Origin of the sequence: Chimaeribacter arupi (assembly GCF_002858805.1) — a bacterium.
In the GTDB taxonomy this organism is placed as follows: domain Bacteria; phylum Pseudomonadota; class Gammaproteobacteria; order Enterobacterales; family Enterobacteriaceae; genus Chimaeribacter; species Chimaeribacter arupi.
Genome location: NZ_PJZI01000001.1, coordinates 142,774 through 159,868, shown reverse-complemented (window position 1 = coordinate 159,868; position 17,095 = coordinate 142,774). Strand labels below are relative to the sequence as shown.

Genomic DNA, 17,095 nt, shown 5'->3' with positions numbered 1-17,095 from the left:
CAGGTTACGCCGCGCTTAGCGCATGGTAACGAACTCTTCTGCCGCCGTCGGGTGAATCGCCACGGTGTTGTCGAAATCTTTCTTGGTTGCGCCCATTTTCAGCGCCACTGCGAAGCCTTGCAGGATTTCGTCCATGCCGAAACCGATGCCGTGGATACCGACAATCTTCTCGTCTTTACCCACGCAGACCAGCTTCATGCGGCACGGCTGGCGGTGCTGGGTCACTGCGGTGTACATGGCGGTAAACGCGGATTTGTACACTTTTACTTCGCTTTCGCCATACAGCTCAACCGCCTGCGGCTCAGTCATGCCGACAGTACCAATCGGCGGGTGGCTGAAGACCACGGTCGGGACGTTGCTGTAGTCCAGGTGCTCGTCCGGCTTGTTGTTGAACAGGCGCTCGGAAAGGCGGCGGCCGGCGGCCACGGCAACCGGGGTCAGCTCAATGGCACCGGTGTTGTCACCCACGGCGTAAATGCCCGGAACGTTGGTGTTCTGGTATTTATCGACGTTGATATAGCCTTTTTCGTTGGTTTCCACACCCGTGACGGACAGGTTCAGGTTGTCGGTTTCCGGCTCACGGCCGATCGCCCACACCAGGCAATCCACTTCAAAGCTGTTGCCGTTTTCCAGCTCCAGCGTCAGGCTGCCGTCGGCATTTTTCACGATCGCTTTCGGGATAGATTCCGTGTGCAACGACGGGCCTTCGGTGTTCATGACTTCCACCAGCGTATCGACGATCAGCGGATCGAAGGTACGCAGCGGCGCGTGCTTACGCACAAACAGGTGGGTCTGCGCGCCGAGGGCGTTCATCACACCGGCAATCTCTACCGCGATGTAACCCGCGCCGACCACGGCCACGCGCTGCGGCATTTCGTCGAGGTCGAAGAAGCCGTCAGAGTCGATGCCATATTCCGCGCCCGGAATTGCCGGGTGGCTCGGGCGGCCGCCGGTGGCGATCAGGATGTGGTCAGCCGTGATCTTCTCACCGTTCACTTCTACGGTGTGCGCATCAACGAAACGCGCATAGCCGCGGATCACGTCGACGTTGTTTTTGCCCAGCACGGTGTCGTAGGAGGTATGGATACGGTCGATGTAGGCGGTACGGTTGGCGACCAGTTTTTTCCAGTCAAACGCGTTGACGGTGGTGTCAAAACCGTAATCCGGGCCGTAGTTATGGATCGCTTCAGCGATCTGTGCGGCGTGCCACATCACTTTTTTCGGTACACAACCTACGTTGACGCAGGTGCCGCCCAGCGCTTTGGCTTCAATGAGCGCGCACTTCTGGCCGTACATGGCTGCACGGTTAATTGAGGCGATGCCGCCGCTGCCGCCACCAATTGCAAGGTAGTCATAATGTTTGGTCATCGAAAGTGTTCCATAAAGATGAGAAGAAAAATTGATGTAGAGTTTAACGCCAGTCTGCCGATTGCCGCAAAGTTTGCGCCTATGATTGTGATAGGGCGACAACGATCTATTCGGATACAGACGTTTAACAAAGTGGAAGCATAGCATGTACCTGACCTTTCTCGGCACCTGTGCCGGTACCCCAAGTTTGCAGCGTAACGTCACGGCGATTGCCCTGACCCTGCGCAATGCCCGCAGCGGCGGCACCTGGCTGTTCGATTGCGGTGAAGGCACCCAGCACCAGTTCATGCGCAGCCCGCTGAAACCGGGCAGGCTGGAAAAAATCTTCATCACCCACCTGCATGGTGACCACATTTTCGGCCTGCCGGGCCTGCTCACCAGCCGCTCAATGGGCGGGATCACCGAGCCGCTGACGGTCTACGGGCCAAAGGGCATCCGGGCGTTTATCGACACCAGCCTGACCCTCAGCAGCTCCTTTGTGACCTTCCCGCTGGAGATCGTGGAGATAGGTGCCGGTGAAGTGTGTGATGACGGCAACGTCCGCGTGACGGCCTGGCCAATGAACCATGTGGTGGAGTGTTACGGCTACCGGATTGAGGCGCATGACAAGCCGGGCTACCTGGACGGCGAACGCCTGAAAGCGGACGGCGTGCCGCGCGGGCCGTGGTTCCAGCAACTGAAACGGGGCGAAACCGTGACGCTGCCCGATGGCCGGGTGATTGACGGCAGCGCCTATCTCGGGCCATCCACTAAAGGGAAATCGCTGGCGATTTTTGGGGACACGGCCCCCACACCGGTTTCCGACCTGCTGGCGGACGGGGTGGATCTGATGGTGCACGAAACGACGTTAGAAGCGGCGATGGCAGAAAAGGCCAACGGCCGCGGCCACTCCACCACCGTGCAGGCTGCTACGGCTGCCCGGCTGGCCGGGGCGAAACGGCTGATCGCCACCCATTTCAGCTCGCGCTACGGTTTTGCCGAGTGCGAGCAGTTACTGGCAGAGTGCCGGGCCATTTTCCCCAATACCGAACTGGCACGTGATTTCGCCGTGTTTGAGGTGTGACGGCATTCCGCCCCTGTCATATGCGCATAAAAACCTGCGCGTAAAACGCTGTGCCGCGCCGGGTTGCCCGGCACGGCGGGCCATCACTCCGGCACAATCCATTTCACCAGCGTGTGGCCGTTACCGGACGGCACCAGCACCTTGTGCAGCCACGGCAGCACGTTGTTCATCTGCTGTTCCAGCTTCCACGGCGGGTTGATCACAATCATGCCGGAGGCGGTCATGCCGCGCTGGTCGCTGTCCGGGCGCACGGCCAGCTCAATTTGCAGGATGCGGCGGATGCCGGTGGCTTCCAGGTCGCGCGTCATGCGTTTGATCTGCTGGCGGATAACCACCGGGTACCACAGGGCATAGGTGCCGGTCGCAAAGCGTTTGTAGCCTTCCTGAATCCCTTTCACCACGTCCTGATAGTCGGTTTTCATTTCATACGGCGGGTCAATCAGGATCAGCCCACGGCGGGAGAGCGGCGGCAATTGCGCTTTCAGCTGCTGGTAACCGTCCGCTTTCAGCACTTTTGCCCGCTCATCTTTCTGGAATTCACTGCGCAGCAGCGGGTAGTCGCTGGAGTGCAGCTCAGTCAGGTGCAGTTTGTCCTGCTCGCGCAGCAGGTGGCGCGCAATCAGCGGCGAGCCGGGGTAGTAACGCAGCGTGCCGGTGCGGTTGAAGGCGTGCACTGCCTCCAGGTACGGTGCCAGTTCTTCCGGCAGATCTTCCTGTTGCCAGAGGCGGCCAATGCCTTCCAGGTATTCCCCGGTGCGTTCCGCATGTTCCCCGCTGAGCTGGTAACGCCCGGCACCGGAGTGGGTGTCCAGATAGAGGAAAGGTTTCTCTTTTTCCTTCAGCGACTCAATGATCAGGCTCTGAACGGTATGTTTCAGCACGTCGGCGTGGTTGCCGGCGTGGAAGCTGTGGCGGTAACTAAGCATGGCGGTAATGGGTTCCGGTTTTTAAGGATGCACTGCGACATCAGGCAAAATGGCAATCGCCGCACCGCACCCGCCTGGCTGGCAGGCGGCAGGCGCACAGGGTGCGCCGGGGGCGATAAAGCAAACGCCCTGCGGTATTCGGCAGGGGAGGCATGACGCACAGTATAAACTGTCTGGCCGTGAAAAAGGGAAAAGCCTTTTGCCCTCTGCGAGACAGGTTCCAGGAAACGTTCGCCGCCTGCTATTCCCCTTGCTATCACCCCCCTCCCGATTACAATGCAACTCCTTGAAATCCATTGACCGAGCAAAAGCCTATGGAGTTGTTGCGCGTTGTGTACCGCCAGTATCGCTGGCCTTTCCTGATGGTGATTCTGCTCAGCCTGGCCAGTGCCGCGCTGGGTATTGGCCTGATTGCGTTCATTAATACCCAGTTAATCAACCGGTTTGACGGCTCACTGGCGGTGCTGCCGCAATTCCTGGGCTTCCTGGTGCTGCTGATGGCGGTCACGCTTGGGTCACAGCTGGCGCTGACCACGCTGGGGCACCATTTCGTCTACCAGTTGCGCGGCGAGTACATCAAACGGATCCTGGATACGCACGTGGCGCGTATTGAGCAGATCGGCAGCGCCCAGTTGCAGGCCAGCCTGAGCAGTGACATCCGCAACATCACGCTGGCGTTTGTGCGCCTGCCGGAGCTGTTGCAGGGCATCATCCTGACGATAGGCTGCGCCCTCTACCTTGGCTGGCTTTCGCCGAAAATGCTGGTGGTGACCGCGCTCTGGCTGACCGTGACCATCGTGGGCGGCTGGCTGCTGGTGGCGCGGGTTTACCGCCACCTGAGCAGTGTGCGTGAGGCGGAAGATGCCCTCTATCAGGACTACCAGACGGTGATTGACGGCCGCAAAGAGCTGACGCTGAACCGCAGCCGCGCGCGCCATATCTTTGAAGAAGAGTACCAGCAGCATGCGCAGGCGTACCGCCGCCATGTGATCCGCGCTGACACTTTCCACCTCAGTGCGGTGAACTGGTCAAATATCATGATGCTGGGCGCCATCGGGGCGGTGTTCTTTATGGCTAACCGCCTCGGCTGGGCCAACACTGCGGTGGCGGCCACCTATTCGCTGACGCTGCTGTTTCTGCGTACCCCGCTGCTGCAGGCGGTGGGCGCGCTGCCGGTGCTGCTCAGCGCGCAGGTGGCGTTCCGCAAGCTCAAGGCGCTGGAGCTGGTGCCGCACCAGCCGGGCTTCCCCACCGCCGTCGCGGCCAAAAACTGGCAGACGCTGGAGCTGCGTGACGTGACCTTCCGCTATGCCGGGGCCGGTTTTGAAGTCGGCCCGGTGAACCTGACGCTGCGCCGGGGCGAACTGGTGTTCCTGATTGGCGGCAACGGCAGCGGCAAATCGACCCTGGCGATGCTGCTGACCGGGCTGTATACACCGACGTCCGGCACCCTGCTGGTGGACGGCGTGCCGGTCACGGCAGACACGCTGCCCGCCTACCGCGCGTTGTTCTCGGCGGTGTTTACCGATTTCCACCTGTTTGGCCGGGCGATGGGGCCGCAGGGCAGTGAACCGGATGCCGCGCTGGTAGAAAGCTGGCTGCAACGGCTGAAAATGGCAGAGAAACTTACCTGGGAGGCGGGGCAGGTCACCAACCTGAAGCTGTCGCAGGGGCAGCGCAAGCGTGTGGCGCTGTTAATGGCGGTGGCTGAACAGCGTGACATCCTGCTGTTGGATGAGTGGGCTGCGGATCAGGACCCGCAATTCCGCCGCACCTTCTACCGTGAACTGCTGCCGCAACTCCATGCGATGGGCAAAACCGTGCTCGCCATCAGCCACGACGACCACTATTTTGAGCACGCTGACCGGCTGCTGGAGATGCGCACCGGGCAATTGCATGAACTCACCGGCGAGGCGCGCCGTGCCGCCAGCCGGGATGCCGTGGCGCAGATTGACCAGGCTGCCCTCTCCGGCGAAGGCCACCACGCACCTGCAGAGAGTGTACAGCCGGGCAGCGGGGTGCATTGATTTTCACTACACTTGGCCTCATGTTACTTATTGGCCTTACAGAAGGGCGCTGAGGCGCCTTGACAGCCGGAAGCGGATTGCGCGCAACCGGCCCACAACGATAAACAGGACTGCCTTATGACAAACCCATTGCTGACGCCTTTTACCCTGCCGCCGTTCTCTAAAATTGAACCTGAACACATTGTGCCGGCGATGGAATCCGCGCTGGATGCGTGCCGCAAAACGGTCGAAAGCGTGGTCGCACAAGGCGGGCCGTACACCTGGGACAATTTGTGCCAGCCGCTGGCGGAGTCTGATGACCGCCTGAGCCGCATCTTCTCGCCGGTAAGCCACCTGAACTCCGTGAAAAACAGCCCGGAGCTGCGCGCCGCCTATGAACAGTGCCTGCCGCTGCTCTCTGAATACAGCACCTGGGTCGGCCAGCATGCCGGCCTGTACCAGGCTTACCGTGACCTGAAAGAGGGCGAGAATTTTGCCCGCCTGACCGCGCCGCAGCAGAAAGCGGTGGACAACGCCCTGCGTGATTTCGAACTGTCCGGTATTGGCTTGTCACCGGAAAAGCAGAAGCGTTACGGTGAAATCTCGACCCGCCTGTCGGAACTCGGCTCCACTTACAGCAACAATGTGCTGGATGCCACGATGGGCTGGAGCAAGCTGATTACTGACGTCAACGAGCTCGCCGGCATGCCGGAAAGCGCCCTGGCCGCCGCCCAGGCGCTGGCGCAGGCAAAAGATCAGGAAGGTTATCTGCTGACGCTGGACATCCCCAGCTACCTGCCGGTGATGACTTACTGTGACAACCAGGCGCTGCGTGAAGAGATGTACCGTGCTTACGGCACCCGCGCTTCCGACCAGGGGCCGAACGCCGGCAAATGGGACAACAGCGCCGTGATGGCCGAAGAACTGGCGCTGCGCCACGAACTGGCCCAGTTGCTCGGTTTTGCCTCGTTTGCCGAGAAATCCCTGGCAACCAAAATGGCGGAAAGCCCGCAACAGGTGCTCGACTTCCTGCAGGATCTGGCGAAACGTGCCCGTCCGCAGGGCGAGCAGGAGCTGGCGCAGCTGCGTGCCTTTGCCAAAGAGCATTACGGCGTTGAGACGCTGGAAGCCTGGGATCTCTCCTACTACGGCGAGAAGCAGAAACAGCACCTGTTCTCCATCAGTGACGAGCAGTTACGCCCTTACTTCCCGGAACAGCGCGTGCTGGGCGGCCTGTTTGAGGTAGTGAAACGTATTTACGGCATCACCGCCAAAGAGCGCCACGACGTCGATACCTGGCACCCGGAAGTACGCTTCTTTGACCTGTTTGATGAAAGCGGTGAACTGCGCGGCAGCTTCTACCTCGATCTCTACGCCCGTGAGCACAAACGTGGCGGGGCCTGGATGGACGATTGCGCCGGCAGCCTGCGTAAAGCCAACGGTGAGCTGCAAAAGCCGGTGGCCTACCTGACCTGTAACTTCAACCGCCCGATTGGCGACAAACCGGCGCTGTTCACCCATAACGAAGTGACCACGCTGTTCCATGAGTTCGGCCATGGCCTGCACCATATGCTGACCAAAATCGACACCGCCGGCGTCGCCGGGATCAGCGGTGTGCCGTGGGATGCCGTGGAGCTGCCGAGCCAGTTTATGGAAAACTGGTGCTGGGAGCCGGAAGCGCTGGCCTTTATCTCCGGCCATTACCAGACCGGCGAGCCGCTGCCGCAAGAGATGCTCGACAAACTGCTGGCAGCGAAAAACTACCAGGCGGCGCTGTTTATCCTGCGTCAGCTGGAGTTCGGCCTGTTCGACTTCCGTATGCATGCCGAGTATGACCCGGCCAAAGGCGCGGAAATCCTCCAGACCCTGGCTGAAGTGAAAAAACAGGTGGCGGTGGTGCCGTCCCCGAGCTGGGGCCGCTTCCCGCACGCGTTCAGCCACATCTTCGCCGGGGGCTACGCCGCAGGTTACTACAGCTACCTGTGGGCGGAAGTGCTCTCAGCGGATGCCTACTCCCGCTTTGAGGAAGAAGGGATCTTTAACCGCGAAACCGGCCAGTCGTTCCTGGATAACATCCTGACGCGCGGCGGTTCCGAGGAGCCGATGACGCTGTTCAAACGCTTCCGTGGCCGTGAGCCGCAGATCGATGCAATGCTGCGCCACTACGGCATCAAAGGCTGAGTTGTGAGCATCTGTTTACTTTGTGAAGAAGGCGCCGATCCCGGCGCCTTATCGCTTTTGGCGGCGCGCTGGCAACTCACCTCTGACGATAACGCCGTGATGGCGCTGGTGCTGACGCCGGAACGTCTCGAACTGCGTAAGCGTGATGAGCCGAAACTGGGCGCCATCTATGTGGATTTCGTCACCGGCACGATGGCACACCGCCGCCGTTTCGGTGGCGGGCGCGGGGAGGCGGTCGCCAAAGCGGTGGGCATTAAGGGCAGTTACCTGCCGGACGTGGTGGATGCCACTGCCGGGCTGGGGCGTGATGCATTTGTGCTGGCGGCGTTGGGCTGCCGGGTACGGATGCTTGAGCGTAACCCGGTGGTGGCCGCCCTGCTGGATGACGGCCTGCAACGCGGCTATCAGGATGCAGAAATCGGCCCCTGGCTGCGTGAGCGCCTGACGTTGCTGCACGCCTCCAGCCTGACTGCGCTGGCAGACATCACCCCGCGGCCGGAAGTGGTCTACCTCGACCCGATGTATCCGCACCGGCAAAAGAGTGCGCTGGTGAAAAAAGAGATGCGGGTATTCCAGTCACTGGTAGGGCCGGATCTTGATGCTGACGGGCTGCTGGCCCCAGCCAGAGCGCTGGCGTCCAAACGGGTGGTGGTAAAACGCCCGGATTACGCACCACCGTTGGCCGGCATTGCCGCCCAGGCCGCCATTGAAACCAAATCCCACCGGTTTGATCTCTATCCCGGCACCGCTGACCCAGCGGACAAGTCATAAGTCAGTGAATACGGTATAGGATCGCCGGCTGGCCATGTGCCCCGTTTTCGCTGCAGGGGCACACCATTTCTGCCTGTTTTCCCTTCATGTTGCGAAGAAGTTTCCTTTAACGCAGCATTTTCCTGTATGGTTCAAAAAACGCCCATCCCACTTAAGGAAACCGGCATGGCACTCTATAGTATCGACGTCGTGGCACAACTTTGTGGTGTCAACCCGGTCACCCTGCGCTCCTGGCAGCGGCATGGCTTGCTGAAGCCGCAGCAGGGTGAAGACGGTAAACGACGTTATTCAGACAGCGATCTTTCACGCGCGCACATTATCCTGCATTGGGTATCACGCGGGGTGCCGCTGACGCAAATCCGTGCCATTTTAACCGGTGATGCAAAACAGGTCTCCCAGGGCTGGCAGGCGCAACAGGAAGCACTGCTTTACCACCTTGAGCACCATCAGACGGCCAAACTGCGCCATCTGCTGTGGCGTTACGGGCGTGAAATTCCCTCTGAGAACCTGGTCAACGATATTCTGCGCCCACTGCGGCTGTTCCTGAGTTCCGGCCGCCAATCGGCGCTGTTGCAACAGCGGGCAATGCTGGATGTGGCGATCATGGAATATGCCAGTTTCGCCATGCACACGGCCCGCAAACGGCCCGGTGCGCCGGTGCTGTTGCTGGCCTGGCAGGTCAAAGACAGCCTGGAGCTGTGGCTGGAAGTGATCCGGCTGGTCAGTGAGGGGCTGCGGGTCGAGCTGTTGCCTTATCCGCTGCCGGAGCCGGAGCTGGAACGCTATCAGGTCGAGAATTTCTTTATCTGGTCAGACAAACCGCTGACCGTGGCGCAGCAGGTGCAGTTTGACGCCTGGCTGGCGAAAGGGCTGGCCGTGATGCTGGTAGGCGCGGCGGCAACCTCGGTGTTAATGGCCCCGGCCAACGCTCTGGTTCTGCCGGCGGAGAATGACAATGAGATTCAGGATAACGTCACCGATCTGCCTGCCTGAAAAAAAGACGCCCGCATTCGCGGGCGTCCGGCAGAGCCTGAGGCTGTTTGCTGCCTTACTCGTCGTCTTCATCATCCTGCAACGGCACAATCAGCATGTCGATGTGGATGGTGTTAATCAGCTGGCGGGCTGAAGACATCAGCTTGCTCCAGAAATCCTGATGGTGGCCGCATACCACCAGATCAACATCATATTTTTTAATCGCGTCCACCAGCACCTGGCCCAGGTCACCGCTGCCGCTCAGGGTTTCCGCCACCGGGTAGCCCGCGTTGGTCGACAGCTCCGTCAGCGCGTTGTGGGTCTCCTCAGAGATACGCTTTTGCATATCCCCCAGATTGACGTCAATCAGGCCGGTGTAGAGGTCGGAATAGTTAACATCGACGTGGATCAGGGAGACTTTGGCATTGTAAGGTCTTGCCATTGAAACCGCCTTGTCGACCAGGATTTTGCTCTCCGGGGACAGGTCAACAGCAATCAGAATATGTTGGTAAGCCATAAGTGTACTCCTTCCATAAAGCCGGTTAAAAAATCACTCTCTGAGGCGCTGCCCGGGAGCAGAATGCGCTGCGGCCAGCCCCATCTGAATCATTATTGTTTTACCTGTTCGCGCCGTTCCCGGCCGCGTAACGCACTCGCTGCTTTTCACCCTCAACGGCAACCTTTAACACCTTGTTGCGTATCCTGTTCTCCTGCGGCAGCCCCGCCATGACGGCGGCTTACCTCTTTTTTACACCTTAACGCCTGAAAAGTACCCTTTTTTCCTTTTCAGCGCGCGTTAGTGTGAGAAATATCAGCAGCATGAGCTAAGTATAGCGCCTTTGGGGCACTCCAGATTTTATCATTAATCCGGGGGTAATCCCGCCGTGCTGTGGCAGGGGCGTGAAGGGGGTCACGTGCGGTTGCAACACACAGCCCCGCTTATGCATCCGGGTATGATCCCGGCGGCGCACAGCACGGCAACGGCGAAAAAACGGCAGGCTTCGAACAAATTGTTATGAACAGGCACGCCGTTTTACTTTTTCATTTTCTACACTCAATAAGGAGCCACCGCCCGGCGTGTGCCGGGGGCGGTAGCTCAACAAAAAGATGATCCAGGGGCGAGGGTAGGTAAACGCCCCGGTATGTCAGGAGTCAAGCAGACGCGGGGCGAGTGCGTTCCCTACCGGCCAGGCCGGCTTTGGGAGCGGTGCCCTGAGGGGGGATCATGATCAGTACTGTTGCGCTGTTTTGGGCATTGTGTGTGGTATGTGTGATTAATATGGCGCGCTATTTTTCTTCATTGCGGGCATTGCTGGTGGTGTTGCGTGGCTGCGATCCGCTGCTTTATCAGTATGTGGATGGCGGGGGATTCTTCACGTCACATGGGCAGCCCAGCAAACAGATCAGGCTGGTGCGTTATATCTATTCCCAACGTTATCTTGATCATCATGATCCTGAATTTATCCGCCGTTGTGCCAGGGTTCGCGGGCAGTTTATTTTGACCAGCGCCCTGTGCGGATTGGTGGTCATCAGTCTGGTCGCGATGATGATCTGGTACTGAGTACGGTACGGGCATAAAAAAGGCGACCCCGGAGGGTCGCCTTTTCTTTGCATGTCGCCCGGCCGGGCCGGTGGCAACGGAGGTTAAATCACCTGCAATGCCAGCCAGTAGAGCACGCCGGAAAGCACAATCGCAATCGGCAGGGTCAGGAACCACGCCAGCAGGATGTTTTTCACGGTTTTGCTCTGTACGCCGCCGCCATCCACGATCATGGTGCCGGCAACCGCAGAGGAGAGCACATGGGTCGTTGAAACCGGCATACCGGTGTAGCTGGCCACGCCAATCGACACCGCCGCGGTCATCTGCGCGGAGACGCCCTGGGCGTAGGTCATGCCTTTTTTACCGATCTTCTCACCAATCGTGGTCGCCACACGGCGCCAGCCCACCATCGTGCCCAGTGAGAGCGCGAGCGCCACGGCCAGAATGATCCAGACCGGTGCGTACTCGACGGTCGCCAGCAGGTCAGTGCGCAGGTTGCTCAGGAAGCGCTTGTCTTCCGTAGAGGTGCCCGGCAACTTGGCCGCCTTGTCAGCGGTATCCGCCACGCACATCAGCAGGCGGCGCATATGGCTGCGCTGGTCTACGGAGAGGTCGCTGTAGCTGGCCAGGTTGGTCAGCAACGTCTGGGCGCGGTTAATCGCCTCCAGCGCGCGGCTGCTGTCACAGTGGAACTCTTTCGGCGTATCCGGCAGGGTTTCTTCCGGCGTCGGCACCAGCGGCTTCTGCACGGCAATATGCGACAGGGCATCAGTGTGTTGCTGATAATACTGTTGCAGGTGCACCACGGCATCACGGGTACGGGTGATGTCATAACCGGTGGCATTCATGTTGACCACGAAGCCAGCCGGAGCCACCCCAATCAGCACCAGCATAATCAGGCCGATGCCTTTCTGGCCGTCATTCGCGCCGTGCGAGAAGCTGACGCCAATGGCGGAGAGGATCAGGGCGGTACGCGTCCAGAACGGCGGCTTTTTCTTGCCGTCGACTTTTTCGCGTTCTGCCGGGGTCATGTGGATACGGCGGCGCTTCTTGGTGCCGCTCCAGTAGCGGCGCAGCAGGAACACCACCGCACCCGCCAGACCCAGGCCGACCAGCGGAGAGATAATCAGCGACAGGAAAATGCTGACCATTTTCGGGATGTTCAGCGCGTCGACCACGGAGCTGTCCGTGATGATGGCGTTGGTCAGCCCGATGCCGATGATGGCACCAATCAGGGTGTGGGAACTGGAGGCCGGTAACCCAAAATACCAGGTACCGAGGTTCCAGATAATCGCTGCCAGCAGCATGGAGAAGACCATCGCCAGGCCGTGGGAAGACCCCACGTTCAACAGCAGATCGGTAGGCAATAAGTGGACAATAGCGTAAGCAACACTCAATCCGCCGAGTATGACGCCAAGGAAGTTAAAGAAACCCGCCATTACGACCGCAATTTGCGAACGCATAGCACGGGTATAGATCACAGTGGCTACCGCATTTGCCGTGTCATGGAAACCGTTAATGGCTTCATAGAACAGCACAAACAGCAGCGCGAGGACTAACAACAGGCCGGTATGGAAATCCAGCCCAGCGAACAGATGTAGCATAAGCGTTACGCCAGTTGGTGGACATGAACGCGGCGCATTATCCGCGACAAGGGGGGGTATCGGAAAGCAAAATATGTCATTTTTTTGACAAAAACGTTGCCAGGCTCACGGTATTTTTAAGAAAACTTAAAAGGAATCATACTGTTAATAAGGCTTACGCTTTTTAACGTTTGCTTACGCTGGTACTTCCATCAGGGCAGACATACAATTTGCCGCCTGAATATTCTGCCCGAAGCGATTCGGTACTTCTTTATATGTAGCAGAAAATTCAGGTATAGCGCGTAAAATCAGTGACTTCATAAGCAAGAGGTAAGGCAGTGGAACAGTTTGATGTGGTGGTGATCGGCGCAGGGGCAGCCGGGATGTTTTGTGCTGCGCTGGCCGGGCAGGGAGGCTGCCGCGTTCTGCTGCTGGATAACGGCAAAAAGGCCGGGCGTAAAATCCTGATGTCCGGCGGGGGCCGCTGCAACTTCACCAATATGTACACCGAACCGGCCGCCTACCTCTCGCAAAACCCGCACTTTTGCAAATCAGCGCTGGCGCGTTACACCCAGTGGGATTTCATCGATCTGGTTAACCGCCACGGTATCGCGTACCACGAAAAGACCCTCGGCCAGCTGTTTTGTGATGACTCCGCGCAGCAGATTGTCGATCTGCTGCTGAAAGAGTGTGAGAAGGGCAACGTGACGATCCGCCTGCGCAGTGAGGTGCTGGCGGTGGCGAAGAGTGACGAGGGCTACACGCTGGCGCTGAACGGTGCTGAGGTGAGCGCCCGCTCAGTGGTGGTGGCGTCCGGCGGGTTGTCGATGCCGGGGCTGGGGGCATCGCCGTTTGGGTATAAGCTGGCGGAGCAGTTTGGCCTGAAGGTGCTGCCGACCCGCGCCGCGCTGGTGCCGTTCACCCTGCACAAGCCGCTGCTGGAGCACCTGCAAACGCTGTCCGGCGTGTCGGTGCCGTCGGTGGTCACGGCGGAAAACGGCGTGGCGTTTAAAGAGAGCATCCTGTTTACCCACCGCGGCCTCTCCGGCCCGGCGATCCTCCAGCTCTCGAGCTACTGGCAGCCTGGTGAGTTTGTGAGCATTAACTTACTGCCGAATCTGGATCTGGCAGCGTTTCTGGATGAGGAGCGCCGCGCGCACCCGAACCAGAGCCTGAAAAACACGCTGGCGCAGCAGTTGCCGAAGCGGTTGGTGGAGTGCCTGCAAACCCTGGGGCAGTTGCCGGACGTCACCCTCAGGCAGCTTAACGTGCCGCAACAGGCGGCACTGGTAGAGAGCCTGCAGGCGTGGCGGGTGCAGCCGAACGGCACCGAGGGCTACCGCACCGCCGAAGTCACGCTGGGCGGCGTTGACACCCGCGCGCTCTCCTCCAAAACCATGATGGCGAACAACGTGCCGGGGCTCTACTTTATCGGCGAGGTGGTGGATGTCACCGGCTGGCTGGGCGGCTATAACTTCCAGTGGGCGTGGAGCAGCGCCTGGGCCTGTGCGCAGGCGCTGGTGGCGGAACAGCAGCCGTAAAAACAAAAAGGGCCTCATGATGAGGCCCTTTTGCTTATCCGCGTTTTATGTCCCCCGCGCCATCGGGGGGAGCGCATTACTCTTTGTGATGCAGTGACTTACGCACGTCAGCGACCTGTTCTTTGGTCACGGCCTCAGCGTGGTTGCTCCAGCCCTGGCGGATGAAGGTGGTGAGCGCGGCCACCTCTTCATCGCTCAGGCGCGCCGCGAAGCCCGGCATCGCCAGCGTGGACGGTGCTTTCGCGGTGGAAGGCTGTTGCGCGCCGGCCAGCACGGTGTGGATCAGGCCGGTCGGGTCATCCGCATTCACAATGGTGGCCTGGTCCAGCTCCGGGAAGATGCCCGGTGCGCCCTTGCCGCTGACAAAGTGGCAGGCGCCGCAGTTGTCGAGGTACAGGCGCTCGCCTTCGCTCAGGTTTTTCGCTGCCGTGAGTTTGGCTTCGGTAGCCTGTGCCGCTTTCTCATTGCGTGCCGGCAGGGCCGGGTTGCCGCCCAGGAACTTCAGGTAAGCCGCCACCGCTTTCAGGTCAGCCTCCGTCATGTGCGAGGAGCTGTGCTCGACCACGGAGGTCATTTCGCCGCCGACTGCCGCTTTGTCATTACGCCCGGTCTGGAGGTAATCCACGATCTCCTGCTCCGTCCAGCGCGGCAGGCCGCGCAGGGACGGCACATCCCAGTGGTTCAGGCTGCCGCCGGAGAGGAACTTATCCTCGCCGCTGTCGAGCGCTTTCTCGTTCATGCCGAGGCCGCGCGGAGTGTGGCAACTGCCGCAGTGGCCGAGGCTCTCCACGATATAAGCGCCGCGGTTAACTTCCGCTGACGCGCCGCCAATCGGCTTGAACGGCGTGTCCGTGGTAAACACCCAGTTCCAGAACATCATGCCCCAGCGCTGGTTGAACGGGAAACTGAGATCGGTTTCCGGCGGCTGCTCGGCGCTCGGTTGTACCCCTTTCATGAAGTAGGTGTACAGCGCGTGCATATCCTCATCGCTGATTTTGGCGTAATCCGGGTACGGCATCGCCGGGTAGAGGTGGCTGCCGTCCGGCAACACCCCTTTGCGCACCGCGTCCGAGAACTGCTGCTCGCTGTAATTGCCGATACCGTGCTTCTTGTCCGGTGTGATGTTGGTGGAGTAGATCGTGCCGAGATCGGACTCGATCGCCAGGCCGCCGGAGTAGGCCGGTTTGTTGGGCAGCGAGTGGCACGCCATGCAGTCACCGAGCCGGGACAGGTACTCACCCTGCTTAATCAGTTGCGCGTCATCCGCCGCCTGCGCCTGCCAGGCGAAACCGGCCGCCAGCGCCACCGTGCTTACTTTAAAAAAACGTTTCATCGTTAACATTTTCATGCGCTTACACCTGCACCAGTGGACCGGGGTTTTTCAGATACTGTTCCTTGATCGCCTGCGCCGCCATCAGGGTAATGGCACCGATGGTGTCGGTGGGGTTCGCCTGGAAGTTCTGCGGGAAGGCGTTGCCGCCCGGCACAAACACGTTGTGCACGTCCCAGCTTTGCAGGTAACGGTTCAGCGCTGAGGTGCGCGGGTCGTCGCCCATCACCGCGCCGCCCACGTTATGGGTGGAGACGTATTTGGTGAGGTCAAAGGTGGCGTCCATCGGCAGGAAGCTCATGCTCATGCTGTCCGGGTTCAGCTCTTTGGCGATGTTGCCCACAATCCCTTTCAGGTACTGTTGAAGCTTCAGCTCGTTCTGCTTCCAGTTGAAGGTCATGCGCAGCAGCGGCTGGCCATGCTCATTGGTGTAGTTCGGATCGAGATCGAGGTAGATATCGCGATACGACATACAGGTGGTGGTGATGCTGATCTTCATCGAATGGCCGTACCACTCTTCCAGGCCCTCTTTCCAGCCGGTGCCCCAGCTCGGGACGCCTTTCGGCAATGCGGTACCGATCGGGGTGCCGGTGGCCTGTGAGCTGTGGATCTTCGCGCCGCCGATAAAGCCAAGGCCGGGGCCGTCGAAGTTGCCCGGCGAGATGTCATTGAACATCTGCCCGGTCGGGCCGGAGGTGGCGAACGGGTTGAAGTTTTTGTCTTTGAAGAACAGCGTCGCGCCGCCGTTGCTCAGGAACGCATAGTTACGGCCAACCACGCCCTCTTCAGTCACCGGGTTGTAAGGCTTGCCGATGCCGGAGAGCAGCATCAAATGCACGTTGTAGAGCTGGAAGCTGCTCAGCACCACGATTTTTGCCGGCTGGAAGCACTCGTTGCCGTCCCGGTCGATGTAGGTCACGCCTTTGGCGGTTTTCTTGTCATCATGCAGTTCGACTTTCAGCACATTGGCGTGCACTTCGTAGGAGAAGTTGTCCATGCGCTTCAGCGCGTCCATCACTGCCGTCTGCGGCGAGGCTTTGGAGTAGTTCAGGCACGGGTATTTACTGCAATAGCCGCAGTAGTTACACGGCGCGATCTGGTTGCCGTAAGGGTTGGTCCAGGCACGGGAAACCGCGGCGGACGGGTTCGGGAACGGGTGGTAGCCGAGCTTTTTCGCTGCTTCCGCGAACATCACGTTATTGAGCGTGTCATCCAGCGCCGGCAGCGGCATCGGGTTGGAGCGCGGGCCTTCGAACGGGTCACCGCCCGGCAGGATCTTGCCGCGCAGGTTACCGGTATTACCGGACTGGCCGCAAATGCGCTCGAACTTGTCAAAATAGGGTTCGATCTCATCCCAGGTGAACGGGAAATCCATAACGCGCATATCGTCCTGAAGGATACCCGGCTTGTACGCCTCATCGGCATAGGTTTTCAGCTTCAGGTCAATCGGCGTCGGGCGGATCAGTACCCCGGTCCAGTGCAGGCCGGAGCCGCCTACGCCGCCGCCGGGCACAAACGCGCCCCATTTACGGGTCGGCAGGGCGGTGTCCTGCATGGTATAGCGCACCGTCACGGCAGATTCCGCCGGGGTGGTCATCACTTTGTTACGCACGCCGTAAGCGTACTCGTCTGCCGGTTTCGGATAGGCGAAATCGTCATAGGTACGGTCCGCGCCTTTTTCCAGCGCCCGCACTTTTAATCCTGCCATTGCCAGCTCGATACTCATCAGCGAGCCGGCCCAGCCCAGGCCGACCACGACAACGTCGACTTCTTCTTTATTCAGCTGTGCCATCATTTACCCTGTAAAAATCACA

General features: G+C 59.7%; 13 protein-coding genes. 7 read left to right on the top strand and 6 right to left on the bottom strand.

Features of this window, described 5'->3' with window-relative positions; all coding sequences use genetic code 11:
• Positions 1–15 precede the first annotated feature (15 nt).
• Positions 16–1,368, bottom strand: coding sequence for a glutathione-disulfide reductase (gene gorA / locus CYR52_RS00690; RefSeq protein WP_072927624.1), 1,353 nt, complete (start codon positions 1,366–1,368; stop codon positions 16–18).
• A gap of 145 nt (positions 1,369–1,513) precedes the next feature.
• Here gorA and rnz point away from each other — a divergent pair, with 145 nt between their 5' ends.
• On the top strand, positions 1,514–2,431 hold the full coding sequence (rnz, locus tag CYR52_RS00685; RefSeq protein ID WP_072927622.1) for a ribonuclease Z: 918 nt from the start codon (positions 1,514–1,516) through the stop codon (positions 2,429–2,431).
• Between the two features lie 83 nt (positions 2,432–2,514).
• On the opposite strand, the gene CYR52_RS00680 is transcribed toward rnz, so the two are convergent.
• Positions 2,515–3,357 (bottom strand): 23S rRNA (adenine(2030)-N(6))-methyltransferase RlmJ, encoded by an 843-nt coding sequence (locus CYR52_RS00680; protein WP_072927620.1) that lies wholly within the window; start codon positions 3,355–3,357, stop codon positions 2,515–2,517.
• Positions 3,358–3,671: 314 nt separating this feature from the next.
• On the opposite strand from CYR52_RS00680, the gene CYR52_RS00675 reads away from it, so the two are divergent.
• The 4 genes from CYR52_RS00675 (at position 3,672) to CYR52_RS00660 (ending at position 9,308) form a co-directional block, all read left to right on the top strand.
• Positions 3,672–5,384, top strand: a complete 1,713-nt coding sequence (locus tag CYR52_RS00675; protein ID WP_072927619.1) for a multidrug ABC transporter permease/ATP-binding protein — start codon at positions 3,672–3,674, stop codon at positions 5,382–5,384.
• A 117-nt stretch (positions 5,385–5,501) separates the two neighbouring features.
• Positions 5,502–7,544: an oligopeptidase A gene (gene prlC, locus CYR52_RS00670; protein ID WP_072927617.1), complete on the top strand. Its 2,043-nt coding sequence runs from the start codon at positions 5,502–5,504 to the stop codon at positions 7,542–7,544.
• Between the two features lie 3 nt (positions 7,545–7,547).
• A complete protein-coding gene (gene rsmJ, locus CYR52_RS00665) occupies positions 7,548–8,315 on the top strand; it encodes a 16S rRNA (guanine(1516)-N(2))-methyltransferase RsmJ (protein ID WP_072927616.1) in 768 nt (255 codons plus the stop codon).
• 165 nt (positions 8,316–8,480) lie between these two features.
• On the top strand, positions 8,481–9,308 hold the full coding sequence (locus CYR52_RS00660) for a MerR family transcriptional regulator (RefSeq protein ID WP_241522370.1): 828 nt from the start codon (positions 8,481–8,483) through the stop codon (positions 9,306–9,308).
• 55 nt (positions 9,309–9,363) lie between these two features.
• Here CYR52_RS00660 and uspA read toward each other — a convergent pair whose 3' ends face one another.
• Positions 9,364–9,804 (bottom strand): universal stress protein UspA, encoded by a 441-nt coding sequence (uspA, locus tag CYR52_RS00655; protein ID WP_072927613.1) that lies wholly within the window; start codon positions 9,802–9,804, stop codon positions 9,364–9,366.
• 708 nt (positions 9,805–10,512) lie between these two features.
• On the opposite strand from uspA, the gene uspB reads away from it, so the two are divergent.
• Positions 10,513–10,848: a universal stress protein UspB gene (uspB, locus tag CYR52_RS00650; protein WP_072927611.1), complete on the top strand. Its 336-nt coding sequence runs from the start codon at positions 10,513–10,515 to the stop codon at positions 10,846–10,848.
• Between the two features lie 83 nt (positions 10,849–10,931).
• On the opposite strand, the gene pitA is transcribed toward uspB, so the two are convergent.
• Positions 10,932–12,431 carry an inorganic phosphate transporter PitA gene (gene pitA / locus CYR52_RS00645; RefSeq protein WP_072927610.1) on the bottom strand — a complete coding sequence of 500 codons (1,500 nt, stop codon included), beginning with the start codon at positions 12,429–12,431 and terminating at the stop codon, positions 10,932–10,934.
• A 317-nt stretch (positions 12,432–12,748) separates the two neighbouring features.
• Here pitA and CYR52_RS00640 point away from each other — a divergent pair, with 317 nt between their 5' ends.
• A complete protein-coding gene (locus CYR52_RS00640; protein WP_101827770.1) occupies positions 12,749–13,951 on the top strand; it encodes a BaiN/RdsA family NAD(P)/FAD-dependent oxidoreductase in 1,203 nt (400 codons plus the stop codon).
• A gap of 76 nt (positions 13,952–14,027) precedes the next feature.
• On the opposite strand, the gene CYR52_RS00635 is transcribed toward CYR52_RS00640, so the two are convergent.
• Together CYR52_RS00635 and CYR52_RS00630 are read right to left on the bottom strand one after the other, a co-directional pair.
• Positions 14,028–15,299, bottom strand: a complete 1,272-nt coding sequence (locus CYR52_RS00635) for a c-type cytochrome (RefSeq protein WP_072927606.1) — start codon at positions 15,297–15,299, stop codon at positions 14,028–14,030.
• 4 nt (positions 15,300–15,303) lie between these two features.
• Positions 15,304–17,073 carry a GMC family oxidoreductase gene (locus CYR52_RS00630; RefSeq protein ID WP_072927604.1) on the bottom strand — a complete coding sequence of 590 codons (1,770 nt, stop codon included), beginning with the start codon at positions 17,071–17,073 and terminating at the stop codon, positions 15,304–15,306.
• Positions 17,074–17,095: the final 22 nt, after the last annotated feature.

Bases quoted from the DNA above. Each gene is read 5' to 3' on its own strand.
- CYR52_RS00635 (WP_072927606.1), bottom strand. From the start codon at position 15,299: ATGAAAATGTTAACGATGAAACGTTTTTTTAAAGTAAGCACGGTGGCG.
- uspA (WP_072927613.1), bottom strand. From the start codon at position 9,804: ATGGCTTACCAACATATTCTGATTGCTGTTGACCTGTCCCCGGAGAGC.
- CYR52_RS00630 (WP_072927604.1), bottom strand. From the start codon at position 17,073: ATGGCACAGCTGAATAAAGAAGAAGTCGACGTTGTCGTGGTCGGCCTG.
- CYR52_RS00680 (WP_072927620.1), bottom strand. From the start codon at position 3,357: ATGCTTAGTTACCGCCACAGCTTCCACGCCGGCAACCACGCCGACGTG.
- pitA (WP_072927610.1), bottom strand. From the start codon at position 12,431: ATGCTACATCTGTTCGCTGGGCTGGATTTCCATACCGGCCTGTTGTTA.
- CYR52_RS00660 (WP_241522370.1), top strand. From the start codon at position 8,481: ATGGCACTCTATAGTATCGACGTCGTGGCACAACTTTGTGGTGTCAAC.
- CYR52_RS00675 (WP_072927619.1), top strand. From the start codon at position 3,672: ATGGAGTTGTTGCGCGTTGTGTACCGCCAGTATCGCTGGCCTTTCCTG.
- uspB (WP_072927611.1), top strand. From the start codon at position 10,513: ATGATCAGTACTGTTGCGCTGTTTTGGGCATTGTGTGTGGTATGTGTG.
- rnz (WP_072927622.1), top strand. From the start codon at position 1,514: ATGTACCTGACCTTTCTCGGCACCTGTGCCGGTACCCCAAGTTTGCAG.
- gorA (WP_072927624.1), bottom strand. From the start codon at position 1,368: ATGACCAAACATTATGACTACCTTGCAATTGGTGGCGGCAGCGGCGGC.
- prlC (WP_072927617.1), top strand. From the start codon at position 5,502: ATGACAAACCCATTGCTGACGCCTTTTACCCTGCCGCCGTTCTCTAAA.